General features: G+C 74.5%; 18 protein-coding genes. 4 read left to right on the top strand and 14 right to left on the bottom strand.

The genetic code is table 11. The features are described 5' to 3' along the window. Position 1: 1 nt before the first annotated feature. The gene (locus ACIBQ6_RS14140) at positions 2–658 is read right to left on the bottom strand and encodes a response regulator transcription factor (RefSeq protein WP_352320660.1); all 657 of its coding nucleotides are present in this window, start codon (positions 656–658) and stop codon (positions 2–4) included. Positions 659–687: 29 nt separating this feature from the next. Beyond that, entirely contained in the window at positions 688–2,781 is a 2,094-nt protein-coding gene (locus tag ACIBQ6_RS14135; protein WP_397212219.1) for a histidine kinase, read from the bottom strand. Positions 2,782–2,933: 152 nt separating this feature from the next. Between ACIBQ6_RS14135 and ACIBQ6_RS14130 the strand changes: the two genes are divergently transcribed. Further along, positions 2,934–3,578, top strand: coding sequence for a hypothetical protein (locus ACIBQ6_RS14130; RefSeq protein ID WP_397212217.1), 645 nt, complete (start codon positions 2,934–2,936; stop codon positions 3,576–3,578). Here ACIBQ6_RS14130 and ACIBQ6_RS14125 read toward each other — a convergent pair. The 10 genes from ACIBQ6_RS14125 to ACIBQ6_RS14080 all read right to left on the bottom strand — a co-directional run bounded on the left by ACIBQ6_RS14125 (position 3,575) and on the right by ACIBQ6_RS14080 (position 19,059). Further along, positions 3,575–5,653 (bottom strand): sensor histidine kinase, encoded by a 2,079-nt coding sequence (locus tag ACIBQ6_RS14125; RefSeq protein ID WP_397212215.1) that lies wholly within the window; start codon positions 5,651–5,653, stop codon positions 3,575–3,577. The genes ACIBQ6_RS14130 and ACIBQ6_RS14125 overlap by 4 nt on opposite strands. Further along, positions 5,650–6,903 carry a histidine kinase gene (locus tag ACIBQ6_RS14120; RefSeq protein WP_358291771.1) on the bottom strand — a complete coding sequence of 418 codons (1,254 nt, stop codon included), beginning with the start codon at positions 6,901–6,903 and terminating at the stop codon, positions 5,650–5,652. Before ACIBQ6_RS14120 ends, ACIBQ6_RS14125 begins: the two co-directional genes overlap by 4 nt. Before the next feature lie 30 nt (positions 6,904–6,933). Next, complete coding sequence (locus tag ACIBQ6_RS14115) at positions 6,934–8,112, bottom strand: ABC transporter permease (protein ID WP_397212212.1); 1,179 nt, start codon at positions 8,110–8,112, stop codon at positions 6,934–6,936. Next, positions 8,112–8,798: an ABC transporter ATP-binding protein gene (locus ACIBQ6_RS14110; protein ID WP_358291773.1), complete on the bottom strand. Its 687-nt coding sequence runs from the start codon at positions 8,796–8,798 to the stop codon at positions 8,112–8,114. The genes ACIBQ6_RS14115 and ACIBQ6_RS14110 overlap by 1 nt, the downstream gene beginning before the upstream one ends. Next, positions 8,791–10,569, bottom strand: a complete 1,779-nt coding sequence (locus tag ACIBQ6_RS14105; RefSeq protein WP_397212210.1) for a peptidoglycan-binding protein — start codon at positions 10,567–10,569, stop codon at positions 8,791–8,793. Before ACIBQ6_RS14105 ends, ACIBQ6_RS14110 begins: the two co-directional genes overlap by 8 nt. A gap of 7 nt (positions 10,570–10,576) precedes the next feature. Then, positions 10,577–11,473 carry a hypothetical protein gene (locus tag ACIBQ6_RS14100; RefSeq protein ID WP_397212208.1) on the bottom strand — a complete coding sequence of 299 codons (897 nt, stop codon included), beginning with the start codon at positions 11,471–11,473 and terminating at the stop codon, positions 10,577–10,579. Positions 11,474–11,506: 33 nt separating this feature from the next. Further along, complete coding sequence (locus tag ACIBQ6_RS14095; protein ID WP_358291779.1) at positions 11,507–12,409, bottom strand: hypothetical protein; 903 nt, start codon at positions 12,407–12,409, stop codon at positions 11,507–11,509. Then, positions 12,406–12,729 carry a PadR family transcriptional regulator gene (locus ACIBQ6_RS14090; protein WP_189651648.1) on the bottom strand — a complete coding sequence of 108 codons (324 nt, stop codon included), beginning with the start codon at positions 12,727–12,729 and terminating at the stop codon, positions 12,406–12,408. Before ACIBQ6_RS14090 ends, ACIBQ6_RS14095 begins: the two co-directional genes overlap by 4 nt. A 75-nt stretch (positions 12,730–12,804) precedes the next feature. Next, positions 12,805–15,333 carry a glycoside hydrolase family 9 protein gene (locus tag ACIBQ6_RS14085; protein ID WP_397212206.1) on the bottom strand — a complete coding sequence of 843 codons (2,529 nt, stop codon included), beginning with the start codon at positions 15,331–15,333 and terminating at the stop codon, positions 12,805–12,807. A 225-nt stretch (positions 15,334–15,558) separates the two neighbouring features. Then, positions 15,559–19,059, bottom strand: coding sequence for an ATP-binding protein (locus ACIBQ6_RS14080; protein WP_397212204.1), 3,501 nt, complete (start codon positions 19,057–19,059; stop codon positions 15,559–15,561). A 167-nt stretch (positions 19,060–19,226) separates the two neighbouring features. Between ACIBQ6_RS14080 and ACIBQ6_RS14075 the strand changes: the two genes are divergently transcribed. Together ACIBQ6_RS14075 and ACIBQ6_RS14070 are read left to right on the top strand one after the other, a co-directional pair. After that, positions 19,227–19,721 carry a hypothetical protein gene (locus tag ACIBQ6_RS14075; protein WP_397212202.1) on the top strand — a complete coding sequence of 165 codons (495 nt, stop codon included), beginning with the start codon at positions 19,227–19,229 and terminating at the stop codon, positions 19,719–19,721. A gap of 84 nt (positions 19,722–19,805) precedes the next feature. Continuing rightward, entirely contained in the window at positions 19,806–21,011 is a 1,206-nt protein-coding gene (locus tag ACIBQ6_RS14070) for a PucR family transcriptional regulator (RefSeq protein WP_397212200.1), read from the top strand. Between the two features lie 51 nt (positions 21,012–21,062). On the opposite strand, the gene ACIBQ6_RS14065 is transcribed toward ACIBQ6_RS14070, so the two are convergent. Together ACIBQ6_RS14065 and ACIBQ6_RS14060 are read right to left on the bottom strand one after the other, a co-directional pair. Continuing rightward, positions 21,063–21,917 carry an SGNH/GDSL hydrolase family protein gene (locus tag ACIBQ6_RS14065; RefSeq protein WP_358291787.1) on the bottom strand — a complete coding sequence of 285 codons (855 nt, stop codon included), beginning with the start codon at positions 21,915–21,917 and terminating at the stop codon, positions 21,063–21,065. Positions 21,918–22,025: 108 nt separating this feature from the next. Further along, a complete protein-coding gene (locus ACIBQ6_RS14060) occupies positions 22,026–23,156 on the bottom strand; it encodes an alkaline phosphatase PhoX (protein WP_358291832.1) in 1,131 nt (376 codons plus the stop codon). 229 nt (positions 23,157–23,385) lie between these two features. On the opposite strand from ACIBQ6_RS14060, the gene ACIBQ6_RS14055 reads away from it, so the two are divergent. Then, complete coding sequence (locus ACIBQ6_RS14055; protein ID WP_397212198.1) at positions 23,386–25,356, top strand: hypothetical protein; 1,971 nt, start codon at positions 23,386–23,388, stop codon at positions 25,354–25,356. Positions 25,357–25,373: the final 17 nt, after the last annotated feature.

Here is a 25,373-nt window from a genome sequence, read left to right as displayed (position 1 = left end):
CTCACTTCCCGAGCCCCGCGTCGCGGGCGCGGACGATGGCCTCGGCGCGGTCGGCGACGTGCAGCTTGGCGAAGATGTTGGAGACGTTGTTGCGCACGGTCTTCGGCGACAGGAACAGGGCCGAGGCGATCTGCGCGTTCGAGCGGCCGGCCGCCACCAGCGAAAGGATCTCCCGCTCGCGCGGCGTGAGCTGCGGGAAGACCGGGTCGCCGGAGGCCGCGGCGGCCCCCTGGAAGAACTCGGCGACGCGCAGCGCCACCGCCGGGCCGAAGATCGCCTCGCCGTGCGCGACCGCGGTGATCGCCCGGACGATCTCGCCCTGGCCCGCGCCCTTGAGCAGGTAGCCGCGGGCCCCCGCGCGCATCGCGGCGAACAGCGTGGCGTCCTCCTCCGACATGGTCAGCACGACGACGGCGACGTGCGGGCTGTCGGCCACGATCCGCCTGGTGGCCTCGATGCCGTCGAGCCCCGGCATGCGGACGTCCATCACCACGACGTCCGGCTGGAGGTCGGCGGCGCGCTCGACCGCCTCGGGGCCGTCGGCGGCGGTGCCGGCCACCTCGATGCCCGGGATCGAGCCGAGCAGCAGCGCGAGCCCGTCGCGGTAGACGGGATGGTCGTCGGCCAGCAGAACCCTGATCGGCTCCTGGTCAGACATCGGCGGCCTCCACCCGCATCGGCTCCCGGCTAGACATCGGCGGCCTCCACCCGCATCGGCAGCCGGGCCAGGACCAGGGTGCCGCCGCCGGGCGGGCAGCTCACCCGGCAGTCGCCGCCCAGCTCGGCGGCGCGCTCGCGCAGTGAGAGCATGCCCACGCCCGCCGCCACGTCGGGGCCGATGCCCGAGCCGTCGTCGCGTACCGCCACCTCAAGCGCCCCCTCCCGCGCGGTGAGCGTGATGTCGCAGCGGGCCGCGCCCGCGTGCCTGGCCACGTTGGCCAGCGCTTCGGACACGATACGGTAGGCCGCCACCTCCACCGCCGCGGGCAGCGCGCCCTGCGCTCCCAGCGGGCCGTCGCCGGTGACGCGGACGTCCAGGGCCGCGGTGCGGAACCGGCCGGCCTGCTGCTCGATCGCGCGCAGCAGGCCCAGCTCGTCGAGCGCGGGCGGGCGCAGGTCGTGGACCAGCCTGCGCACGTCCGCCAGCACCCCGCCGACCTCGGCGGCCGTCTGCTCCAGGATGCGGTCGGCCTGCTCGGGCGCGCCGGCGGCCAGGTTGCGGGCCGCCTCGATGCGCAGCGCCACCGCGCCCAGGCTCGGGCCGAGCCCGTCGTGCAGGTCGCGCCGGAGCCTGCGGCGCTCCTCCTCGCGGGCCAGCACCAGCCGGGCGCGGATGCGCTGCAGGTCGGTGCTCAGCTCGACGGCCCGCGCCGCGGCGGCGGCCTGGCGGACCAGGTCGCCGAGCAGCCGCTGGTCCCGCTCGGTCAGATCGGTGCGGCACAGCACCAGCCGCCCCACGGTCTCGCCCCGGTAGGCAACGGGCAGCGACACCGACGGCCCGCGCGGCGACCCGTGCTCCACCACGGACCGTTCGCCGCCCGGCCGCTCGATCTCCACCCGCACGTAGGCCAGCCGGAACGCCTCCGCCAGCGTCGTGGCCACCGCGAGCAGCTGCTCGTCCGGGTCCGTGGCCAGCTCCAGCCGCTCGGCCAGCGTCGAGACCGCGGCGTACGGGTCGTCCCTGGAGCCGCGCACCAGCCGGCGCACCGCCCGCCAGAGCCAGGTGCGCAGCGGGGCGTACAGGACGGCGACGATCGCGATGGCGGCCAGGGCCGAGTCCCGTTCCCCGAGGACGCTGCCCACCAGCGTGAACACCACCACGTCCATGAGCACCACGAGCGCGGCGAGCAGGCCGTAGGCCACGGTGGCCGACAGCAGCCGGTCGATGTCGTACAGGCGGTACTTGGTCACCGCCACCACCACGGCCGCGGCGGTGAACGCGATGGCCAGCGTCAGCAGCGCCGCCGGGATCTGCGGGGACAACGACAGCGGCAGCAGGAGCACGATCATGTCCACCAGCGCGGCCCACATCAGCCAGCGGATCTGGGCCCGCCGCTCGGCGTCGGCGACCACGTACCTGCGCACCATCGACGCGAACGGCACCACCAGGCTCACCAGGACGGACGCGTACGCCAGCGCCAGCGCCGGCTCCCAGAACCCGTACGGCAGGTCCACGGACAGGAAGTCGAGGCCCAGCCGCGCGATCTCCGGCGGCATCGCCCGGTCGTGGTAGCGCTCCATCACCGCCGTCGGCGCGGTCACCAGCAGGGCCGTGAGCAGCCCGGTCAGCACGAGGCTCGTCACCGACAATGCCCGCCACACCCGCCCCGGCGGCAGCCGGCCGTCCGGGAACAGCAGGATCAGCAGCGGCAGCCCGAGCAGCAGCGACGCCCCGAACCGCGAGTAGGACCAGTACGCCGCCGCGGCCCCCGGCAGGCCGGGCGAGACGTAGGCGGCGTACGTCGCCCAGCTTCCCGTGAGCCCGTCCAGCAACCACAGCAGCCCGAACACCGCCAGGACCCAGGCCACCGGATGCCGCGGCAGCCGGCGCAGCAGCAGCGCGCCCGGGACGAGCTGCGCGAGCCCGGTCAGCGCGGCCGGCCACCCGGGCTCCAGCTCCGACGTCGGCGGCAACCGCACGTCCCCGGCGGCGACGTCCAGCGCCACGGTGGCGACCGCGATCCCGGCCCCGGCCACGGCCACCCCGACGGCCCACCACCCGCGCACCGCGGCGGAGGACGTCGCTGCCGCCGGAAGGGCGGAAGGTCCGGTTTGTGTCACGGGACGTATTACACCCGACGCCGTGTCCTCATGTCCCGGGACAGGAGTCCCGTCGGAGGCGGGACCGGCGGCTCTGCCGGCCCGGGGCGGCCCGCCGGAAGCCTGGAGGCACGACATCCCCGCAAGATCACCACAAGGAGAAAGGACCTCCCGTGGACGGCAAGATCACCACCACCCCGGCCAGGGCCCGCACCGACGTGCCCGCCACCCCGCCCCCATCCGCAGGCCCCGCCATCGCCCCGGCCGCCGTCCGCAGGCTCGGCCTCGCCCTCAGCGCCGGCACGCTCGCCTGGACCGCCAGCATCTTCGTCTACGGCACGCAGGCCCAGGGGTTCGGCGAGCGGGTCGGCGACCTGACCGGGCTGCTCTTCCAGCTCGGCCTCTTCGCCCTGCTCGCCGTGCAGATCCGGACCCGCGCGACGGGCACGTCCGGCTTCGCCAGGATGATGCTCAAGGTCGAGCTGGTGCTGCTCGGGGTGGCGAGTGTCTGGTCCCTGCTGCACGGCGTCCTGCCCGACGACCTCCAGGACGGGCCGGTGATGCAGGTGCTCGACGTGTTCTGGCCGGTGTCCATGCTGGGCATGATGGCCATCGGCATCAAGATCGCCTTCGCCGGGCGCTGGCGCGGGGCGCTGCGGTGGTGGCCGCTCGTCGCCGAGAGCTGGGCCGTGGTGACGGTGCCGGCGTACGTGGTGTTCGGCGAGTCGATCTCGAACTGGATCGGCGGCTTCCACCTGATCGTCGGGTACGCCACCCTCGGCGCGCTGCTCGGGCTGCGTCCGAGCCTGACCTCCTAGGCCGGCGGCGTGAGCGGCAGGACGGCGGTCACCTCGGTGCCGCCGCCCGCCCGGGGGCCGATCGCGCAGGTGCCGCCGATCTCGGCCGCCCGCTCGCGCATCGACGTCAGGCCCACGCCCGGCGACGGCTCGTCGGGCAGGCCGGTGCCGTCGTCGGCGACCGACACCCGCAGTTCCCCGGCCTCCCGCCGTAACGTGACCAGCACCGACGTGGCCTGGGCGTGGCGGCGCACGTTCGTCAGCGCCTCCTGCGCGATCCGGTACGCGGCCGTCTCCACCGCCGCCGGCAACCCGTCGAGCAACCCTTCGGAACCGTCGAGGGCCCCGTCGGACCCGTCGTGCAGCCCTTCGGAACCGTCGGCGGCCGCGGGCACGGTGACCTCGACCCGGGGGCCCGGGGCCTGGCCGAAGGCGCGCAGGGCGCCGGCCAGGCCCAGCTCGTCCAGCACCGGCGGGCGCAGGCCGTCCACCAGCTCGCGCACCGACGTCAGCGTGGTGGTCATCTCCTCGCGCACCCGGACCAGCAGCTCCTCCACCGACTCGGGGTCGCGCTCCAGCCGCCGCCGCGCCTCGTCCAGGGTCATCGTCACGCTGGTCAGCGTGGGGCCGAGCCCGTCGTGCAGCTCCCTGCCCAGCCGGCGCCGCTCCTCGTCGCGGGTGGCGCTGATCCGCTCGTGGGAGTCCCGCAGGTCGGTGCTCAGCCGTACGGCGTGCGCCAGCTCGGCCAGGTGCTTGGCCATGACGTCCAGCGGCTCGCGGCCCGGCCGCGCCCCGGCGATCCGCAGCCGCCCGACCGGCTCGCCGTGCCAGGTCAGCTCGACGGACCGCGATCGGGCGCCCAGCTCGCCGTCCACGAACGACAGCGCGGGCTCGCCCGGCACCTCCACGCCCACCCCCCGGGCGACCAGCGACGTGCGCACGACGGAGATCGCCTCGGCCAGCGCCCCCGCCGGGTCCCCGGCCCGCTGCACGGTACGGCTGAGCAGGTCGGCCGCCCGGTACGGGTCGCGTTCCACGTTGAACAGCCGGTCCACCGAGCGCTGGAGGCGCAGGCGCACGGGATGGAAGGCCGCGCCGGTGACCATCGCGGAGGCGAGCCCCGCCGCCGCGCCGTAGCCGTCCGCCAGGCTGTTGGACGCCCAGATGAGCGCCGAGTACGTGAGGCCGGCCCCGACCGCGAGCGTGCCGTACACCAGCGTGCGGTTGAGGATGAGCCGGATGCCGTAGAGCTGGTGGCGCAGCACGGCGGCGATGATCGCGATGGGGATGCCCGCGGCCAGGAAGACCCGTACGGCGATGATGAAGGTGTCCTGGTTGCCCGCGCTGGCGATCCAGTAGACGACGAAGATCACCATGGCGTGGAAGTACCAGGTGATCTGGCGGCGCACCTCGGGCGTCGCCGCCCGGTACCTGAAGCCCAGCGAGACCACGCCGAGCAGGCACAGCAGGATCATCGGGGGCCCGATCCACGACTCCACGACCTCGGGGACCCTGCCCAGCGCCGCCACCCCGAACGGGTTGCCCACCGGCACCCCGAGCTCGAACGACGGGTCGGGGGACAGGCCGAGCAGCAGCGAGTGCCCGGCCATGAGCACCAGGTTGCCGTAGAGCACCGGCCGCCAGCGCCTCGACGGTAGCCGTCCGTCCGGGAAGAGCAGCGGCATGATGCCCGTGAACGTGGGCACCGGCAGCAGCCACAGCCAGATGGCCGGCCAGGCGACGTAGGGCAGGAGCGGGCCGGGCGCGTGGAAGTACATCCAGCCGGTCAGCGCGAACAGCAGCGAGTACGCCGACCAGACGACGCCCGTCGCCCACATGAGCCAGGGGACCAGCAGCCGGGGCCGCCGACTGATCAGGAACGCGCCGGCGAGCGGGAACATCAGCCCGATCGGGTCGAGCCCCTGCGTCTCGGCCAGCCCGCCGAGCTGCGCCGCCAGCACCGCCGCCGTCACCACGGCCGCGAGCGAGGCCCCGGCAGCCGTCCACACCACCGCCAGCACCAGCCGCCGCCGCACCCGCGTGCTGCCGGGCCCGTCCGCGCCGGGACCGGGATCGTCGTGGTCGTCAGGGGTCATCGTGGCTCCTTGACCGGCAGTTCCGCGACGACCTCGGTGCCGCCGCCGGGGCGGACGTCCAGCCGGCAGACGCCGCCCACCTCCTCGGCCCGCCCGCGCATCAGGGCGGCCCCCTGGCGGCGCTGCTCGGGCAGCCCGATCCCGTCGTCGGACACCGTCAGCCGGAGCCCGTCGCGCCGCTCCACCCTGATCAGGGCGGTGGTGGCGCGGGCGTGCCGGCGCACGTTCGCCACCGCCTCATGCGCGATCTTGTACGCCGCCACCTCCACCGCGGCCGGCAGGTCGGCCAGCGAGCCCGAGACCACCACGTCCACCCTCGGGCCGGGCGCGTCGGCGAGCAGCCGTAAGGCGCCCTCCAGGCCGAGCTCGTCCAGCCCGGCGCCGTCGAGCGCGGGCGGGCGCAGGCCGTACACCAGGTCGCGGACGTCCACGATGGCCTCGGTCATCTGCCTGCGTGCCGTGCTGAGCAGGGGCTCGACCGAGCCGGGGTCGCTGGCCAGGCTGAGCCGGGCCTGGTCGACGCTCATCGCCAGGTTCGTCAGCGCCGGTCCGAGGCCGTCGTGCAGGTTGCGGCGGAGTTCGCGGCGTTCCTCCTCGCGGGTGACCATCATGCGCTCGCGCGAGCGTTGCAGGTCGGCGCTGAGCCGTACGGCGTGGGCCACCTCGGCGAGCTGCCTGGCCAGCATGTCCAGCAGCGCCCGGTCGCGCGGCTCGCCGCTGACCGACAGCCAGCCCATCGACTTGCCGTGCCAGACCAGGCGTTCGACCGAAGGGGCCGGGCCCATCTCGCCCGCGACGACGCTGCGCACCCGTCCGCCGGGCAGGACGACCTCCACCGCGACCCCCGGCGCCCCCAGGGCCAGCCGGACGGCGTGGGCCGCCGACGCCAGGGCCTCGGCCGGCCCCCTGGCCTCCTGCACGCTCCGGCTCACCCGGTCGGCCAGCCGGTACGGGTCGCGCTCCCACCGGAACAGCCGGTCCGCCGCGCTCTGCAGGCGCACCCGTACGGGCTGGAACAGCGCGCCCGCGGCCAGCGCGGCGATCAGGTCGGACCACGAGCCGAGCAGGGCGTCGAGCGCGCCGACCCCGAAGTAGACGGCGCCGACCACGGCGGTCAGCGCGAGGTAGACCAGGGCGCGGTTGAGCAGGAGGAGGGTCCGCTCGCGTCCGCGCAGCCCGGACAGGACCGCTGCCTTGACGAGCAGCGGTCTGACCGCTCTGAGCAGCACCCGCCGGGCTTTTTTCGCCATATGTCGGGCACATCATAAGTGGCGGAACCGCTATCGCAGAGAGTCCACCGGCTGCATCTTCGCCGCCCGCAGCGCCGGATAGAGCCCGGCCAGCAACCCCACCACCGCCCCGGCCACCGGCGCGGCCAGCGCGAGCCGCGCGTCGAGGAGCGGCGTCCACTCCCTGGCGGCCGAGACGGCGACCACGGCGACCACGCCGAGGCTCGTGCCGATCACGCCGCCGGCCAGCCCGATCAGCGTCGACTCCAGCAGGAACTGCGCGGCCACGTGCCGCCGCGCCGCGCCGAGCGCCCGGCGCAGCCCGATCTCGGGCACCCGTTCCAGCACCGTGACGAGCGTGACGTTGGCGATGCCGACCGCGCCCACGACGAGCGAGACCAGGCCGAGGATCAGGAACAGCGCGTTGACGTCGTCCTGGGCGGCGTCGCGGGCCCGGGTGGGGCCGGGCGGCGCGACCACCTGGAGCAGGTCCTCGTTGCCGGGGCTGAGCGCGACCGGCGTCTGGCCCGCGACCAGCGCGGTGGCGCCCAGGCCGGTGTTGACCAGCACTCTGGTGACCGTCCGCAGCCCGAACCGGGCCCCGGCGGTCGGCGGCACGAACACGGCCGCGCCCAGGTCGCGCTCCCGGCGCAGCCCGCCGAGCACGCCGATCACCGTGTACGCGTGGCTGCCGATGAAGACCGCGGGCGCCCCGTCGAGCCGGGTGATCCCGAGCAGCCTGGCCGCCTGGTCGCCGAGCACCGCCACCCGGTCGCCGCGCCGGACGTGCCCGGCGTCGTAGAACCTGCCGCGCAGCATCGTGCCGCGCAGGGCTCCGGGAAGGCCGGTGGTCGCGGCGACCACGGGCAGCGACTGCGTGGTGATGCGCGCCGGATCGACGATGTCGTTGGAGCGCACGGACAGGTTCGCGGTGTCCTCGCTCTCCGACAGCGCGGCGGCCGACTCCACGCCGCGCAGCCTGGTCAGCCGGTCGACCGCGTCCCAGGCCACCAGGGGGGCGCCCGGCGTGCCGGGCACCTCGACGGTGATGGCCGTGGCCACCAGCGCGTCGAAGTGGCCCACGACCTGGTTGCCCGCGGTGGCGGCCACGCCGAGCGTCACGACGAGGGTGGTGATGCCGAGCACGGTGCCGAGCGTGGTGAGCGCCGTGCGCAGCGGCCGGGCCAGCAGGCCGGCGACGGCCTCGCCGGCCTGGTCGCGCAGGTCCATCACTCCTCCACCAGGACGCCGTCGGTGATCCGCACCCGCCGCTCGGCGCGCGCGCCGACCTCCTGCTCGTGCGTGATGACCACGATGGTCAGGCCCTGCCGCCGCAGCTCGTCGAACAGGTCGAGCACCGCCTCGGTGTTGCGGCTGTCGAGGTTGCCCGTCGGTTCGTCGCACAGCAGCAGCGAAGGGGAGCCCATGAGGGCCCTGGCGATGGCCGTGCGCTGACGTTCGCCCCCGGACAGCCGGCCGGGCGCGAACGCCGTGCGGTGTCCGAGGCCGACGCGGTCGAGCGCCGCCAGGGCCCGCTCCCGCCTGCCCTTGCGCGGCCGCCGGGTGTAGAGCTCGGCGAGCATCACGTTCTCCACCACAGTGCGGTGGGCGAGCAGGTGGAAGGACTGGAAGACGAAGCCGATCCGGTCGCCGCGCAACCTGGTCCTGACGCCGTCGGGGAGCGTGGTGGTCTCGACGCCGTCGAGGCGGTAGCTGCCGGAGTCCGGCCGGTCGAGCAGGCCGAGCACGTTGAGCAGCGTGGACTTCCCGGACCCGGACGGGCCCATGACGGCCACGTGGTCGCCGCGGCCCACCCGCAGCGAGACGCCGTCGAGCGCGCGGACCGGCGGCTGCGCGGCGTACAGCCGGCACACGCCCGTCAGCTCGATGACCGGCTCGGCCCGCCGCTCAGGCATCGCCGACCACCACCCGGTCCCCTTCCTTGAGATCGCCGGTGACCTCGACGTTCCCGTCGGCCGACAGGCCGGTGCGGACCTCGACGTCCCTCGTCCGGTCGGTGGCGTACTCGACCCGGACCCGGGCCCTGCCGTCGGCCGAGGTGATCACGGCCGCCACGGGCACCACCAGCACCGGGTCCTTCGTCGCCCCCACGGTGATCCGCGCCGTCACCGCGGTCCCGGCCTTGAGCCCCTTGGCCGGGCCCGGCGTGATCAGGACGGGCTGCGCCCCGCCTTCGGCCGCCGCGGAGCCCGGCACCCTTGCCTTGTCGCCCACGGCGGTCAGCCGGGCCGGGTACGACCGGCCGGTGTCCAGCTCGACGGTCGCGGGCATGCCCGCCCGCAGCAGCTCCGACTCCGCCGCCTCGACCGACGCCGTGACCGCGAACGACGAACTCGTCACGGTGGCGACCTCGCCCTCGACGCGCTGCCCCGCCTTCACCGACACCTTGCGCACGCGGGCCGGCAGCTTCGGCAGGAACACCACCTCGCCGGGCGGGATCGAGACCCCGTACGTGCGGGAGTACTCGGTGAGCATCTCCTCGGCCGCCACCACGTCCGCGCGGGCGCCGGTCACCTTGAGCCGGGCGGGGGAGAGCTGCCTGGCCTGGCGCAGCGCCTGCTCGGCGGTCGCCAGCGTCTCCTGGGCGGTGCGCACGGCCGCGCGCAGCTGCTCGACCCGGGCCGCGCGGGCCTGCTCGGCCTCCTTGACGATCAGGTCGCGGGCCTCCTGGGCGGCCGACAGGTCGGCGCGGGCGTTGGCCACCCGCAGCTCCAGCAGCCGCGTGTCGGCGGGCGAGGCCGTGGGCTGGGGAGCGGGCGTGCCGGTGGGGGCCGCAGTGGGGGCCGCAGTGGGGGCAGCGGTGGTGGCATCAGTGGCGGCCGCCGTGGGCGCGCTCGTGGGGCGGGTGCGGGCGGCGGCGAGGGCCTGCTCGGCCTCCAGCAGCCGCTCCTCGGCCGCCCGCACCGCCGAGTCGGCGGCCGACAGCCGGGCCTGGTCGGCCGGCGGCAGCTCCTGGGACCGGGCCTCGGCCAGGGCGCGGCGGGCCGCCGTGAGCCCGGTCCTGGCGTTCTTCAGCCTGAGCTTGAGCGGCAGCACGTCACGTCCCCGGTCGAGCGCCTGCTGCTCGGCCGCCAGGGTCTCCTTGGCGGTCCGTACGGCCTTGCGCAGCGTCTCGTAGGTCTGCCGGTCGGCGAGGGCGGGCCGCTGGGCCTGGTACCCCTTGGCCGCGTAGAGCCGGGTGAGCGCGGCGACCGTGGCCCGGTCGAAGACGCCGGTGGACGGCGCGCGGTGCCCCAGCCTGCGCAGCGCCCGCTGCAACTGGGTGACGTCGTCGCCCTCGCTGCCCGGCGTGATCGTGCGGTGCATCGGCACCGAGCCGCGCAGGACGAACACCGGCCGGCCGTTGACCTCCATCAGCACCCCGCCCTCGGCGATCCGGCCGGGACGCGGCGCCCTGGTGGCCCGCTGCAGCTCGGACGCGCCGCCGACGGCCCCGGCCAGGCCGACCGGCAGCGGCGAGCCGTATTCGAGGGTGCCGTTGACCACCACGGTGCTGACCAGCCTGCGCCGCTCGACGGCGGCGGTGACCAGGGACGGTGTGGGCGCGGCGCGCCTGCTCGCCTCGTCGGCCGGCGAGCGCAGCCGGGTGCTCACCGCCCACCCGGCCAGGGCGACGAGCACGACCCCGGCGAGCACGACGGCCGCAAGCCTGCGTGGGGATCTCATGAGGACGTCAGAACGCGAACCGGTCGTTGATCTTCCGCTGGACGGCGGTCTCCTTCGGCGTGTAGGCCGCGTAGAAGTCCTTGCCGCACTCCAGGTCGTCCAGCGCCGCCTTGACCTCCTGGACGAGGTACGGCTTGGCGGCGTCGGGGGTCAGGTCCGGCATGTGGAACTGCTCGGTGTCCTTGGTCATCTTCGGCGGGTCGGGCATGCTCTTCTGCTGCCGGCGGCCCAGCTTGTCCTGCCGGCGCATGAACTCCCGCTCGCCGCGCTGGTTGAGCGCCGACGGCTTGGTGTCGGTCACCGAGTAGCCCTTGCCCTTGAGGCAGGTGGCCATGGGGCCGGCCAGCTCGACCAGCTCGGGGTCACCGTCCAGTTCGGTGGCCTTCGCCCGCCTGTGGGCGATGGCCATCTGGGAGAAGTAGTCGATGTTCGACTTCAGGGTGAGGCCGAGGACCTGCTTGGCGGCCGTGACGACGCAGGCGTCCTTGGCCTTGTGGTAGGCGGTGAGCTGGGCGGTGGAGAGGTCTGCCTGGATCTTCATGTTGGGGTCCGGGTCGTTCTTGCCGCCGGGGCCTTCCAGCTCCCCGGGGTAGACCTGCAGGGCGAAAACGCCGAAGCCGTATTTGGCGCGATATTTCTTCATCGCCTGGTAGTCGCCGGAGGCGCGCTTGCGCTCGTCCTCGCTCTTGGCCTCGGGCTTCACGTACGGCAGGTACGTGAAGCCCTTCTGCTTCATGCAGTCGGCCTTGGCCGCCTCGAACTGGTGCTTCTTGTCCTTGGCGGCGGCGGCCTGCGACGGCTGGGCGGTCTCGGCGCCGCCGGTCGGCTCGGCGGCGCCCCCGCAGCCGCAGAGCACGGCCGCCGAGAGCGACATGGCGATGGCCAGGCGGGATCTCTTGAGCATGGCGAAGACCATACTCCGTTCAACGAAGTATGGTCAATCCAGGCAATGCCGCCGCTGGCGGAAGGGCGCGAAGGCGGCCCCCACGACCAGCAGCGCGAGCACCCCCCAGTAGGCCAGGTGCTGCCGGGTCAGGGCGTCGGAGTGCAGTACCGGCTCGCCCGACGCCGTCGCCAGGTAGATCGCCGCCGCCAGCGTCCACCGGTGGTCGCGGGCCAGGTAGGCGCTCCCCGCCGCCAGCCCGAACGCCGCCGCCTCCACGACCAGCCTGCTCAGGCTGAGCGGGAACCTCGTGGAGTCCTCCATCCACTCGGGGCCCGCCCAGCTCGCCGCGACGACCGCCGCCCACCACCACCACGACCTCGTGCGCGGCGCCCGCCGCAGCACGAGCAGGCCGGCCAGCGCCACCGCGTAGGCGCCCGCCACCAGGTAGGGGTCGCTGTCCATGAACAACGGCCGGACCTGGAGGAACGTCGGATAGACCGGCAACAGCGTCGTGTCGAACAGTTGCCACCCGCCGGCCAGCGCCACCGCCTTGGCCCCGGTGAGCAGCGTCAGCGCCGCCGCCGTGCGCAGCCGTCCGCGAGCGGTCGCCAGCAGCGTGAGCGCCGACAGCAGCGTCCAGAGCGGCAGCGTGCCGGCGTAGGGCAGCAGGGCGGCCAGGTTCGCCGCCGCGATGGCGGTGACGGCGAGGTGCACGCCGTCCTGCCAGGGGCTGCCGCTCGCCAGGTGGACGATCCGGCTGCGCACCCCGCCCCTGAGCAGCCCCCACGCCTCGCGCGGCACCGGGACGCGCCGCCCCGGCGCGGCCGATTCGAGCAGCACGTCGAGCAGCTCGTCACCATGGGCCGCGCGATACGTCCTGGGATAGGCGAGCAGGAGCCTGCGGTAGCGCCGTTCGAGCGCGGACGCGGCTCGCGCGGACCCGACGGCCGTCATCCGGCCGACGGCCGCAGGACGAGCGAGGCGGCCGCCTGCATGCGTCTCGCCTCCGCCTCCACCAGCGCCTGGCCCTCGTCGGTGATCCGGAAGTAGCGCCGGTTGCGCCCGTTGACCGTCTCCTCACGGTCGACGGTGATGACGCCCCGCTCGTTGAGGCGTTCCAGGATGCCGTAGAGCGTGCCGACGGAGGGCTGGACCCGGCCGCCGGACAGCTCCTTGACCGACTTGCTGATCGCGTGGCCGTGCAGCGGGCCGGCGCGCAGCGCGGCGAGCACGAAGTACATCGGCTCGCTGACTTCTGAGGTTCCCCTGGGCATGGGGGAGACAGTATTCCGTTCAACGGAGTGTGGGCAACGCGGGCGGACCCCGGAAGGGCCCGCCCGCGTCGCGCGTCATCGGCAGCGGTCACCGTCGAGGCGGAAGACCTCCGGGGCCGGGTTGGGCCCCGAGTCGTGCGTGCCGACGAAACCGAACGTCACGGATCCGCCGGGCCTGATCCGGCCGTTGTAGCCGAGGCTGCGCGCCGTCACCGCCGCTCCGGACTGGGCGAGCTCGGCCCCCCAGCCCTCCTTGATCCGCTGGCCGCCGGGGAACGACCAGCTCAGGGTCCAGCCGTTCACGCTCTCCCGGCCGGTGTTCTCGATCACGATCTGGCTGGTGAAGCCGCCGGGCCACGAGCCGTGCGCCGAGTAGCGCACCCGGCAGGCGGACCGCCCGCCCTTGTCCGCCAGGAACGCCGAGACCCACGCCAGCGGCGAGTTCCAGTTGATGGTCAGCTCGTTGGTGGACCAGGACTCGATGTCGTCGACGTAGCAGAACTGCGGCTTGCAGCCGCGCAGCAGCCGCTGGGCGACCGGGTCCTGGATGGCGGAGTTGGGGCCGCCGGCCAGCGAGCCGCGCGGCGGGTGGGGCAGCGCGTGGTCGAGCTGGTGGGCGTACCAGCGGCTGTGCTGGTTCTGGGCGGAGACCTCGCCGTAGCCGGTGACGTAGGAGATGTTGAGCGCGTTGCGGCCGAGCAGGTAGTCCATGCCCTCCCGTACGGCGGCCCGGTACTTCTCCTCGCCGGTCAGGTCGTAGGCGGTGGCCAGGACGACCAGGTTGTTGAGGACCAGGTTGTTGGAGCCCCAGTCGAAGTCCGCCGGCGCGTACGGCAGCCCGTACGGGTGCGCCCGCTGCACCGCCAGGTACTTGTCGGCCCCCTCGACGACCGACTGCCGCACCTTGTCCCGGCCCGGCAGCGCGTTGGGCACGGTCGCCAGGCCCAGCCGGCCGAGCTGGGCGGTGTTGCCCCAGTCGAAGCCGCGCTCGCGCCAGATGTCGCCGGTGTGGTGCGGCGAGGCCAGCACGAAGTCCGCGAACTCCTTCTCGCCCGTCGTGAGGTAGAGCTCGGCCGCCGCCCAGTAGAACTCGTCGGTCACGTCGGCGTCGTCGTAGGCGCCGCCGCCCACGCCGTCGGCGGGGCTGGCGTACCGGGCCGGGTTCGCCTTCGCCGCCGTCCACGCCTTGCGCGCCGCCATGAGGTTCCGCGCCGCGAACGCCGCGTCGTAGGGCGCGAACAGCCGGGCCGCCTGCGCCGCCGTCGCGGCCAGGTTGAGCGTCGCGGCCGTGGACGGCGGGTGCAGCTCGCGCTTCTGCGGGTCGAGGTGCGGCAGCAGCGGCAGGCCGGTCCAGTTCTGGTCGTGCACCTTGTGGTGGGCCATCCCCGCGTCCGGCTCGCCGTCCGGCACCTGCATGCTCAGGATGAACTCCTGCTCCCAGCGGGCCTCGTCCAGCACGTCGGGCACGCCGTTGCCGCTCTCGGGGATCTTGAGCTGGCCGTCGGTGAAGGCGGCCCGGTCGCGCTCGTAGGCCGCCATCAGCTGGTGGACCGCGATGCCGCCGTTGACGACGTACTTGCCGTGGTCGCCGGCGTCGTACCAGCCGCCCTTGACGTTCAGGGTGTAGTCGCAGCCGCCCGCCTGGCAGGGCACGTCCGTGTCGCCCTGGTTGGGGGACGTGCCCGCGTGGCCGGCCGGGCGTCCGTAGCCGGGGCGCAGGCTGTCGAGGATCTCGATGCCGCTGCGCTGGGTGTAGTAGAACTTCAGCGCGTCCGTGGGGAGGGAGTCGTACACGTCCGCGCCGATGTCGAACGGCCTGCTGGTCTCGCCGTCGGCGGTCAGCGTGTAGCCCTGGCCGGGCTTGGCGTAGGAGCCGAAGTCGATGGTGTGCACGTTCTGGCCGGAGCTGGCGTCCATGCCCTTGGGGACGGTACGTCCGTTCGCGACCCTTTCCTGCGCGGCGTTCCGCAGCTCCCAGTCCAGGGGCGTGGTGGCCTCGGTGACCAGGGTGGCCTTCTTCGGGCCCGAGGGCAGGTAGCCGACCATGTTCACGCGGACGCGCGGGCCCGTGTCCGGCTCGTAGACCTCGGGTTCGGCGCCGCCCTTCAGCGACACGTCGTCCATGCAGAACCTCCAGGGCTCGGCGCTGCCGCCCAGCTGGAACGCCACCTGGGCGTTCGGCAGCGAGACCGGGGCGGTGAAGGTGTAGGAGTAGTCGTCGCCCGAGACGCTCAGCTCCGGGGCGGCCGACAGGTACTGCGTCCACGGGTCCACGGGGAGCTGGATCAGGGCCTTGCCGACCTTGGCGGGGGTGGCGGAGGCCGAGAACCTGTAGGCGTAGGTGTCGCCGGCGACCAGGGGGACGCCGTCCTGGCCGATGATGACGTCCCAGGGGTTGGCGGTGCCGCCGGGGACGTCGGCGCACAGCCTGCCGCCGTCGATGGTCAGGGTGGTGTTGCCGGTGCTCCACCAGGGGGCGGTGCCGGCGTCGAAGGTGCCGTTCACGATCTGCTCGGGTCCCTCGTCGGCGGCGCGGGCGGACGCGGCGGGGGACAGGGCGACCATGGTGAGGAGGGCCGTCAGCGCGGCCCGGCATCGGGTCATGGAGGTCCTTGGGGTGGTTGGGAGCGCTCCCAATGGAGCGAACCCGATCCTCCTTGCCCACCGCTGCCCCGTCAACGGCTGCACCCGATCGGCCCCGAAGACCCTGAAACTTTCACGGCCGGGGCCGCTGCACCTGCCGGGGGAAGGGGGCAGCTCTGCCGGCTACGGGCCGGGGGATCATGGCGGCCTCGCCTGTCACGGGGCGGGGATCGTGACAGCCCTGCCTCACGGGCCGGGATCGTGACAACCCCGCCTGTCACGAGCCGGGGAGCGTGACAGGCCGGATGTCAGGTGGTGGAGGAGGTCGGTGGCCCTGCGGTGGTCGTAGGCGGTGGCCAGGCGGTCGGCGGCGGCCACTGCCTGTTCGGCGGCCCGAACGGCGGCCCGTCTCCTGCCCGCGGCGGCCAGCGCCAGGGCGCGCGCCCACCCGATCCTGGCCGCCGCGCCGGGGTTGCGGGCCAGGTAGCGGGTCAGGTGGGCGTGGAGGCGGCGGGCGGTCGCGCGGTCCACGTGGTCGCGTACGTGCCACAGCAGCTCCGCCAGCCCCGACCAGCACTCCAGCATGCCGGGCTGCGCCGACGGCAACCCGTCCGCCAGCGCGAGCGCCCGACCCAGCGCCCCCCGCACCTCAGCGACGGCAACCGCCACCAGAACCTCCGAGGTCGCCGCACCCTCCGGGACGTGCGCGGCCGCCGCCCCTTCCGGGACCTTCGGGGCCGTCGCACCTTCCGGGGTCGTCGCGCTCACCGGGGCCGCTGCGCTCGGCGCGGCCGGGGACGCGGGGGTGGCGAGAGTGGCGGGGGTGGCGGGGGTGGCGGGGGTGGCGGGGGTGGCACAAGTCGTCGCAGGCCGGTGGGGAGGGATGGTCAGGCGGGTGGTGGCGGTCAGGAGGCGTAGGGACTGGATGGTGTGCAGGGACGGGCTGTCATGGAGGCCGAGCCGGGCGGCGAGGGCGCGCCGCCGTTCCACGGACGCGCGGGCCGCCGCCAGCACCTCGCCGATCCGCTCGGCGGGCGCGTCGTCGAGCCGCAGCAGCGCCTCCGCGCGGCCCGCCAGGCACCAGTGGCGGCCGATGTCGTCCCCGCCGACGCGTCCGACCGACAGCTCTTCGGTCTCGGCGAACAGCTCCGCCGCCTCGGCGAACTTCCCCTCCCACAGGGCGGTCTCGGCCAGCATGCCCGCGCAGTTCTCCGCCATCCGGGGGTCCAGCGTCCGGGCCCGTCCCTCGGCGAACGACCGGCGGGCTGCCCCGAAGGCGCCCGAGTGGAGCTGGTCCAGCCCGCGCGCCAGCCGTGCCCGGCTGGCCGCCTCCGTCGGGTGGGGGACGCCGTCCAGCGCCCGGTCGGCGAGTCCGCCGTAGCGGGCGGCGAGTCCGTGGCGGCCCGCGATCCGGGCGATCGTCGCGAAGTTCGCGTACGCCTCGGCCCGCAGAGCGGGGTCCGGCGCGCGTTCGGCGGCGTTGAGCTGGCGGAGCGAGGCCACCAGCATCGTCGGCAGGTCCTGCTGGTGGTAGGCGAGCCGGGCCAGCAACGTGAGCGCCTGGGCGGCCTCCGCGCCAGCTGCGTCCGTCCGCCGCGGCGGCACCAGGCGATGGACGACCTGCCGCACGGCGGCGCCCAGCACACGCACGACAGGCCCCGCGTGCCGGACGGCGGCCGGCGTGCTCACGACGGTCCAGGTCGGGCTTGTGGGGAGTGGTTCGCCGAGGGTGGTCAGTGCGGCTCTGGCCAGGTGGGCCGCCTCCCCCTCCCGGGCCACCTGGTACGCGCTGACCCCCGCCATCCGCAACCACCGCGCCCGCAGGCACGGCACGTCCACGCCGCTCTCCAGCCGCCGCCCCACGACGGCGGCCGACTCCTCGTACAGGCGTAACCGCAGGCACAACGTCCAGTAGTGGTCGAGGAAGGCGGGGTCGCCCGAGGCGGCCCAGGCCGTCCTGATGTTGTCCAGGTCGGCGCCGAGCACCCGGACGGCCTCGGTGTCCGACGCGTCCTGGAGCGCCGCGGCGTGCCGGTCGAGCAGGCGGGCGAAGCAGGCGGCGTGCCGCCTCCGCACCGCGTCGCGGGTGGCCGGGTCCTCGGCCAGGCGGGCGGCGGCGAACTGCTGGACGAGCGGGTGGACCGCGTACCGTCCGGCCGGGGTGAGGTGCAGCATGCTCTGGTCGACCAGGCGGACCAGCACCCGCGCGGTCGTGCCGGCGACCTCCAGCGCGTGCGGCAGCGTGCAGCCGCCGCCGAACACCGACAGCGCCGCCAGCGCCGCCCGCTCCGGCGGCCCGAGCAGGCTCCAGGACGTCTCGAAGACCGTCCTCATGCACGCGTGCCGCGGACGGACGGCGGGACCGCCGGCCGTGAGGAGCTCCAGGTCCACGCCGAGCCGCCGGGCCAGCTCCGCGCACGGGACGGCGCGCAGCAGCCCGGCCGCCAGCTCGATGGCCAGAGGGAAGCCGCAGGTGGCGGCGCAGATCGCGGCCACCATGGCGGCTTCGGCGTCGGGGTCGAAGGACGGCTGCGCCTGCACCGCCCTGGCCGCGAACAGCGCCTCGGCGGCCGGCCCCGGCAGCCCCGCCACCTCGACGGCCACCTGACCGGGCAGGTCGGGACGCCGCCGGCTGGTCGCCAGGACCCGTACGCCGGGCGCGGCGCGCAGGATCTCGCCCACGACCGCGTCGAAGCCGGGAAGGTGCTCCAGGTTGTCCAGGACGAGGAGGAGCCGGCGTCCGGCGAGGGCGGACAGCAGGAGGTCGAGGGCGAGACGCGGCGGCGAGAGGTCCACGCCGAGGCGGCGGGCCAGCGTGGTGACGGCGGCCTCGGGACGTACGCCCACGAACGAGACGAACGCCACCTCCCGGCCGTCGCGAACGGCGGCGGCCGCGACGGCCAGCCGGGTCTTGCCGACCCCTCCGGGCCCGACCAGCGTCACCAGCCGCCGCCCCGCCACCAGCGCGCGCACCCGCCGGACCTCCTCCGCGCGCCCGACCAGCGCGGAACCGGGAACGGGCAGGGCCGCCCGCCCGGCCCCGGCCGTCGCGGCGGCGGTGCGGCGGGGGAGCAGGTCGCGGCGCAGGGCCTGGGTCTCCGGGGCGGGGGCGACGCCCAGTTCGGCGGCCAGGCGGTGGCGCAGGTCGTCGTAGCAGGCCAGCGCCGCCGCCCGGTTCCCCGCCCCGGCCAGGGACGCCATCAGCAGCCGATGCGCCTCCTCGTCGAACGGGTCCAGCGCCGCCACGATCCGCGCCAGCCGCACCACCTGCGCGGAACCGTCGGCCCCGGCCTGGGTGAGCAGGTCGCGCAGCAGCGTGCGCACCCGGCCGCGCTCCTCCGCGAGCCAGCCCGCGAAGGCGGGGGCGTCGACGCAGACGCCGTCCAGGAACTCCCCGCGCCACAGGCGCAGCGCCTGCTGGACCGTCGAGGCCGCCATGAGCTGCCGGTGGTCCACGAAGCAGCCGTCCTGGTCGCTGAGGAAGCGCACGTGGTCGCGGGTGATGTCGAGCCAGCCGCCCACCTCCCTGCGCAGCTCCGACAGCGCCAGCCGCAGGCTGCCGCGCGCGTTGGCGTCCGGGCGCTCGCCCCACAGCAGCGCGGCCAGTTCCGACCGCGACCGCGGCCCGGTCGTGGTGGCGAGGTAGCACAGCAGCGCCCTGGACTTGGCCGCCCGCAGGCCCACCGGCGCGCCCCCGACGGCCAGGTCGGGCGGCCCGAGCAGCAGCAGGGTCAGCGACTCTCCCATGGCGGACGACAGTAGGCGCGCCCGCCCGGACAGACTGCGCCAAAAGCCACAGACAGCGCGTGTTCCGCGCCACTGACCTGTGCTCTCACGATGTGCTCACGACGCCGTCCGCACTCTGGGACCGGCTTCGCGAGAGCCGCGAGGCACGGACCGAAGGACACGACAGCATGCACGCTCACCGACTGATCGCCACGCTCGCCCTGGCCGCCGGCGTCGCCGCCCCCACGGCCCTGACCGCGGTCCCGGCCACCGCCACGACCGCCGCCACGACCGCTTCCTGCGTCATCACCCTGTACGACATCGACGCCAACAACGTGGCCGAACGCGACGGCAAGGACGAGCTCCGCTTCAAGGTCGACGGGAACCTGTTCCCCAAGTTCAGCGCGAACTACTTCTCGATGAAGACCGGCGGCGACGGCGACCCGGCCGACTTCGAGTACCCGTCCACGCTCCTGGTGGGCAGCGAGGACGTCAAGTTCGACCTGCGCGAGGTCACCCCGCCGATCGTGGGCGAGGGCGACAGCCTGGGCAAGGCCACCGCGCACGGCTCGGTCTGCGCGGGCCTGGCCGTCGGCGCGGACACGACCGAGACGACCATCGTCGAGGGCACCGACGAGACGGACTACACCTACACCGTCCGGCTCAAGCTGACCAGGCAGTGACTCGGGTGGCCTGACCTGCGCAGGGCCCCGCCGCACGCCGGCGGGGCCTTCACTGACGCCGGATGTTCTGGGAGGGTTTCGAACGTGGTCCCTGCCCTCACCCTGGCCGGGTGCGTCGCGCACGAGTTGCTCGAACGCCAGACCGCCAAGCTGGCCAGGCAGCTCGTCCGCGGCTTCGCCGAGGAGATCCCGCTCTACCGGCGGCTGCCGAGGGAGGAACTCGACGGCGAGATCACCGTCATCACCGAGCACAACCTGCGGCTGATCGCCCGCATGTTCCGCGACCGCCGCCCGCCCACCAGGGCCGAGCTGGCCCCGCTGCGCTCGTCGGCGGCCCGCCGGGCCCAGGAGGGCGTGCCGCTGGAGGCCCTGCTGGCCGCCTACCACCTGGGCGCGCGCAAGGTGTGGGAGCACCTGTTCGCCGCGGCCACGCCCGCCGACTTCGAGGACGTGCTGGCGGCCAACCGCCTGATCCTGCTCTACACGGAGTCGGTGACGGCCGCCGTGTGCACCGCGTACCTGGAGGAGCGCGAGGGGATGCTCAGCCACGAGCAGCACGCGCTGCACGCCGCCGTGTCCGCGCTGCTCGGCGGCGACCGGGCGGCCCTGGCCGGGGTCCGGCTGGCCCCGCGCTACCTGGTGCTGGCGCTCGCCGTGGGCCGGCATCCCGACGAGGAGAGCGACGAGCCGGGCGGGTCGATCGCGGGCCGCCGCAAGCTCCACCGGATCAGGACGGCGCTCCAGCGGGGCGCGGCCGAGCCGGTGCTGTCGGTGCTGGACACGATGGGCGGCCTGGTGTTCGTGCCGATCACCGGCGAGGACCCCGACTGGTACGAGGTCGGCGAGACGGCCGCCGCGATGGCCAAGGCGGCCGGGGTGCCGGTGTGGGCGGCGGCCGAGATCGCCGCGCCGCCCGGGGTGCCGGAGGCGGTCAAGCTGGCCGAGGAGGTCCTGGAGGTGGTGCGGGTCTTCGAGCAGCCGCCGGGCGCCTACCGGCTGGCCGACGTGCTGCTGGAGTACCAGCTCACCCGGCCGAGCCAGGCCACCGCCGTGCTCGCCGGGCTGCTCGACCCGCTGCTCGACAACCCCGACCTGCTCAGGACGCTCACGGTCTACCTGGACACCGGCCTCGACCGCCGCCGTACGGCCGAGCTGCTGCACGTGCACCCCAACACGGTCGACTACCGCCTGCGCAGGGCCGTCAGCCTGACCGGCCTCGACCCCGTGGACCCGGCCCACCTGCAACGCATCGGCGCCGCGCTGGCCGCCAGGCGCCAGCACCGCAAGTGAACGGGAGCCGCCCCCGGGCGGGGACGGCTCCCGTCGCGCGATTCGGAGCGTTCAGACCCCGGACACCGCGGCGGTCACCACGGTGGCGAAGTTCCGCATCCCGAGACCGTTGGGGTGGAACGGGGCGGCGGGCGAGGCCGGCACGTACGGCTCGATCCAGCGCACGCCGGGAGCCTTGCACGGGTCGTGGCCCACGCTCGGCGTCTGCAGGTCGACGAACGACACGCCCGCGGCTGCGGCCTGCTCGGCCAGCATCTGGTTGAAGTACTGGAGCGTGGCGCGGATGTAGTTGGCGTCGGCCTTGATGATCGGGACGGTCGGGTAGCAGCCGTTCGGCGGGGCGTAGGTGGCGTAGCCGACCATGAAGATCCGGGCACGCGGGGCGCGGGCGCGGATGTCGGTCACCAGTGTGGTCAGCTTGGGCCGCAGCGCGTCGGTCTTGACCCGCCAGGAGTCCTGGCCGTTGACGACGTAGTCGTCGTTGCAGGCGTCGCCGATGGGCGGCGGCAGCAGGTTGAGGCAGTCCTCGATGAAGCCGGTCAGGCCGACGTCGTTGGCGCCGATCTGCACCGTGACCAGGGTGGTGTCCGAGCTGAGCGCGTCGAGCTGGGGCGCGACGCTGCCGAGGTCGGTGCCCTGGGAGTTGTACATGTCGCGGGTCTTGGCGCCGGAGCAGGTGACGTCCCTGAAGGTGGCGGCGCCGATGGCCTGGGCGGTCAGATGGGCGTAATTGTGGTCGGAACGCCAGCACCCGAGGTCGGGCACGACCTGGTTGGGCACCAGGGGACCCGACGCGGCGGAGTCGCCGAGCGCCACGTACACCTCGCCCTGGGCGGCGTGTGCGGGCGGCACGACGCCGAGCGCCAGGGCGGTCGCGGAGAGCAGGACGAGCAACCGTCGGACCATGGAGGACTCCTTCGGCGGAGGTGGGGGGTGCGATGGCCGTGCCGGTCAGCGACTCCGGTGACGGAGGCCGGGCCGGTCAGCGGCCCCGGTGGGGTGAAGCCGTGCTGGTCAGCGGCGGAAGGGCCCGGTCACCTCGTACGTGATCCCCCCGGTCCCGGCGGTCTCGCCGCTGGTGCCGCGCTGGGAGGAGAAGTAGAGCCGGGTGCCGTCGGGGGAGAACGCGGGGCCGGTGATCTCCGACTTGGCCTGGCCGTCCAGGCGCATGACGGGGGCGACCACGCCGTCGGGGGTGATGATGTTGATCTCCATGTTGCCGCCGTCCTCGGCCACGTACAGGTCGCCGGACGGGCGGCCGGTGATGTTGTCGACGCCGTCGAGGGTGCCGCCGCCCTCGTAGACGGCGGTGACCGTCTGCCGGGCGGTGTCGTAGGCCCAGACCTTGCGGTCGCCCTTGGCGGTGAAGTAGCAGATCCCGGCGGCGTAGTGGCAGCCCTCGCCGCCGCTGAAGTGCCGGGCCGCGGAGACCTGGTGCCTGGTCTGGGTGTCGAAGACGCCGGGCGTCGCGTCGGGCACGGGCCGCCACTCGACGCTGTCGCCGCCGATCCCGCAGAGCACGTCGAGCCGGCCGCTGGACAGGTCGCCCCAGGTGGTGGGGGTGAAGCGGTAGAAGCAGCCGTCGCCCTCGTCCTCGGTCAGGTAGACGACCTTGTGGTCGGGGTCGCAGGCCGCGGCCTCGTGCTTGAACTTGCCCATCGCGGGGCGCTGCTGGGCGGAGCGGTTGCCGTACGGGTCGGTCTCGTAGACCTTGCCGCGGAAGATCTCCTCGCAGGACAGCCAGGTGCCCCACGGGGTCGCGCCGCCCGCGCAGTTGAGGTTCGTGCCGCTCAGGATCCGGTACGCCCGGTCGATCGAGCCGTCGGCCCTGAACCTGATCGCCGAGGTCCCGCCCACGAGCGGCACCTCGGAGTTGGACACGTAGATCCAGCCGGAGCCGTCGGCGAAGCACGCGCCGCCGTCAGGAGCGGGGTGCCACAGCGTGCCGCCGACGACCCGGCCCGACCTGGCCACCACCCGGCCGGTGAAACCGGCGGGCAGCGCCATGCCGTTGGCGTCCGGGGCGCCGAGCGGCCCGTACGGGCTCACGCCCGCGCCCGCCGCGGAGGCGACGGCGTCGTGCCACATCGCCCCGGAGAACGCGACCGCCGCGGAGACGGTCCTGATGAACGTACGACGGCGCATCATCACTCCACGTGGCTCGCGTCGTTCGAGGTCGTTTGAATTCGCAGACATGACGATGAGCCCTGCTCGTCCTTCTGTGAACTGGACAGGGCGGTAAATCCGGACGGTCAAATCTGTGACGCCTCACAAATCTGGGCGGCATTCCGCGAAGCCGATTGACGGCGGCCCCGGCGCGATCCACCATGGCCCGGACCCCCGGCCTCGATCAGCCCCCGAGGTGCCCGTGCGCGTGTTTCCCCGTCTCCTCACCGTCCTCGCCCTGGCCTGCGCGTCGCTCGCGGCCCCGACGGCGTCACCGGCCTCGGCGGTCCCCGAACCGTCCGGCTGCGACCCGATCGATCCGGCGGCCTGCCTGCTGCCGTTCCCGAACGACTGGTTCACCGTCGCCGACCGGGGCACCGACACGGGCCGCCGGGTGGCCTTCGCGGCCGGGTCCATGCCGGTCTCGGTCGCCGGCGTGCCGATCGCGCCCGCCGAGTGGAACAGGAACGACGGCTTCTCGCCGGGCTCGATGCTGCTGGCCAGGGTGCCGGGGCTCGACCTGGCCAGGACGGGCGCCGCGCCCATCACCGACATCGGCAGGTCGCTGGACCGGGACGCGCCCGTCGTGCTGCTGGACACCGTGACGGGGGAGCGGTGGCCGTACTGGGCCGAGCTCGACGCGAACGCGCCGGCCGACCGCCAGGCCCTGATCGTGCGCCCGGCCCGCAACCTGAGCGAGGGCCACCGGTACGCCGTCGCCCTGCGCGACCTCCGCGACGCCGCCGGCGCCCCGATCCCGCCGAGCCCCGCCTTCACCGCGGTCGCCGGGCGGCCCCTGCCGCCGGACCACGAGCTGCACGACCGTCAGCGCCGCCTCCAGCCCGCGCTGTCCGCGCTGCGCCGCGCCGGTATCGGCACCCGCGGCCTCTACCTGGCCTGGGACTTCACCGTCGCCAGTGCGCGCGGCCTGGCCGGTCCCGCGCTGGCCATGCGCGACGACGCCCTGCGCACGCTGCGCGGCCGCGCGCCCGCCTTCGAGGTCACCTCGGTCACCGACCTCACCCCCGAGCAGGACGCCCAGATCGCCCGCCGGGTCGAGGGCACCTTCCGCGTGCCGAGCTACCTCGACCGGCCCGGCGGCCCGCCCGGGTCGGCGCTCAACCGCGGCCCGGACGGCCTGCCGGCCCGCCTGCCCGGCAACGAGCAGGTGGCGCCCTTCCGCTGCGAGATCCCCCGCGTCGCCTTCGACCGCCCCGCCCGGCCCTCCCTGTACGGCCACGGCCTGCTCGGCAGGCACTCCGAGGTGGGCGCGTCGAACGTGAAGACCATGGCGCAGGAGCACGGCTTCCTCTTCTGCGCCACCAAGTGGATCGGCATGGCCGACGAGGACATCCCGAACGTCGTCTCCGTCTTCACCGACATCTCCCGGTTCGGCACGATCCCCGACCGCACGTTGCAGGGCTTCCTCGACTTCATGTTCCTGGGCCGCGCCATGACCGCCCCGGACGGCTTCGCCGCCCACCCCGCCTTCCGCACCGCCGGCGGCCGCCCGCTGATCGACCCGCGCCACGGCCTGGTGTACGACGGCAACAGCCAGGGCGGCATCCTGGGCGGCGCGCTGGTCGCGCTGTCGAAGGACATCGAGCGCGGCGTGCTCGGCGTGACCGGCATGAACTACAGCACCCTGTTCAACCGCAGCGCCGACGCCGCCCCCTTCCAGGCCGCCTTCGACCGGGCCTACCCCGACAAGCTGGACCAGCAGCTCATCCTGGCGCTCATGCAGATGTCGTGGGACCGCGGCGAGGCCGACGGCTACGCCGCCCACCTGACCGACCGCCCCTACCCGGGGACGCCGCGGCACCGGGTGCTCATGCACGTGGCCTTCGGCGACCACCAGGTGGCCACGGTCACCGCCGAGGTCGAGGCCCGCACCGTCGGCGCCCGGCTGCTGACCCCGGCCCTCGCTCCGGGACGCAGCCCGGACGTCGTGCCGTTCTGGGGCATCCCCGGCATCCGCGGCCGGGCCCATCCCGGCTCGGCCCTGGTGATGTGGGACAGCGGCGCCCCCGCGCCGCCGCTCACCAACACCCCGCCCACGCAGGGCGAGGACCCGCACGAGAAGCCGCGCAGGACCCCGGCCGCCCAGCTGCAGAAGTCGGTGTTCCTCAAGACCGGCGTGGTCGCCGACGTCTGCGAGGGGCCCTGCGTCACCCGGTGACGCCGGGCCGCCGCTGC

The organism is Nonomuraea sp. NPDC049655, from assembly GCF_044465465.1.
In the GTDB taxonomy this organism is placed as follows: Bacteria; Actinomycetota; Actinomycetes; order Streptosporangiales; family Streptosporangiaceae; genus Nonomuraea.
Note: the sequence above shows the minus strand (reverse complement) of the source record. Positions and strands in the feature narration are given on the sequence as shown.

What these genes read in the sequence shown, in the direction of transcription:
- ACIBQ6_RS14075 (WP_397212202.1), top strand. Translation starts at nt 19,227, where the DNA reads ATGCACGCTCACCGACTGATCGCCACGCTCGCCCTGGCCGCCGGCGTC.
- ACIBQ6_RS14110 (WP_358291773.1), bottom strand. Translation starts at nt 8,798, where the DNA reads ATGCCTGAGCGGCGGGCCGAGCCGGTCATCGAGCTGACGGGCGTGTGC.
- ACIBQ6_RS14060 (WP_358291832.1), bottom strand. Translation starts at nt 23,156, where the DNA reads ATGCGCCGTCGTACGTTCATCAGGACCGTCTCCGCGGCGGTCGCGTTC.
- ACIBQ6_RS14100 (WP_397212208.1), bottom strand. Translation starts at nt 11,473, where the DNA reads ATGCTCAAGAGATCCCGCCTGGCCATCGCCATGTCGCTCTCGGCGGCC.
- ACIBQ6_RS14115 (WP_397212212.1), bottom strand. Translation starts at nt 8,112, where the DNA reads ATGGACCTGCGCGACCAGGCCGGCGAGGCCGTCGCCGGCCTGCTGGCC.
- ACIBQ6_RS14140 (WP_352320660.1), bottom strand. Translation starts at nt 658, where the DNA reads ATGTCTGACCAGGAGCCGATCAGGGTTCTGCTGGCCGACGACCATCCC.
- ACIBQ6_RS14120 (WP_358291771.1), bottom strand. Translation starts at nt 6,903, where the DNA reads ATGGCGAAAAAAGCCCGGCGGGTGCTGCTCAGAGCGGTCAGACCGCTG.
- ACIBQ6_RS14095 (WP_358291779.1), bottom strand. Translation starts at nt 12,409, where the DNA reads ATGACGGCCGTCGGGTCCGCGCGAGCCGCGTCCGCGCTCGAACGGCGC.
- ACIBQ6_RS14125 (WP_397212215.1), bottom strand. Translation starts at nt 5,653, where the DNA reads ATGACCCCTGACGACCACGACGATCCCGGTCCCGGCGCGGACGGGCCC.
- ACIBQ6_RS14090 (WP_189651648.1), bottom strand. Translation starts at nt 12,729, where the DNA reads ATGCCCAGGGGAACCTCAGAAGTCAGCGAGCCGATGTACTTCGTGCTC.
- ACIBQ6_RS14080 (WP_397212204.1), bottom strand. Translation starts at nt 19,059, where the DNA reads ATGGGAGAGTCGCTGACCCTGCTGCTGCTCGGGCCGCCCGACCTGGCC.
- ACIBQ6_RS14065 (WP_358291787.1), bottom strand. Translation starts at nt 21,917, where the DNA reads ATGGTCCGACGGTTGCTCGTCCTGCTCTCCGCGACCGCCCTGGCGCTC.
- ACIBQ6_RS14085 (WP_397212206.1), bottom strand. Translation starts at nt 15,333, where the DNA reads ATGACCCGATGCCGGGCCGCGCTGACGGCCCTCCTCACCATGGTCGCC.
- ACIBQ6_RS14105 (WP_397212210.1), bottom strand. Translation starts at nt 10,569, where the DNA reads ATGAGATCCCCACGCAGGCTTGCGGCCGTCGTGCTCGCCGGGGTCGTG.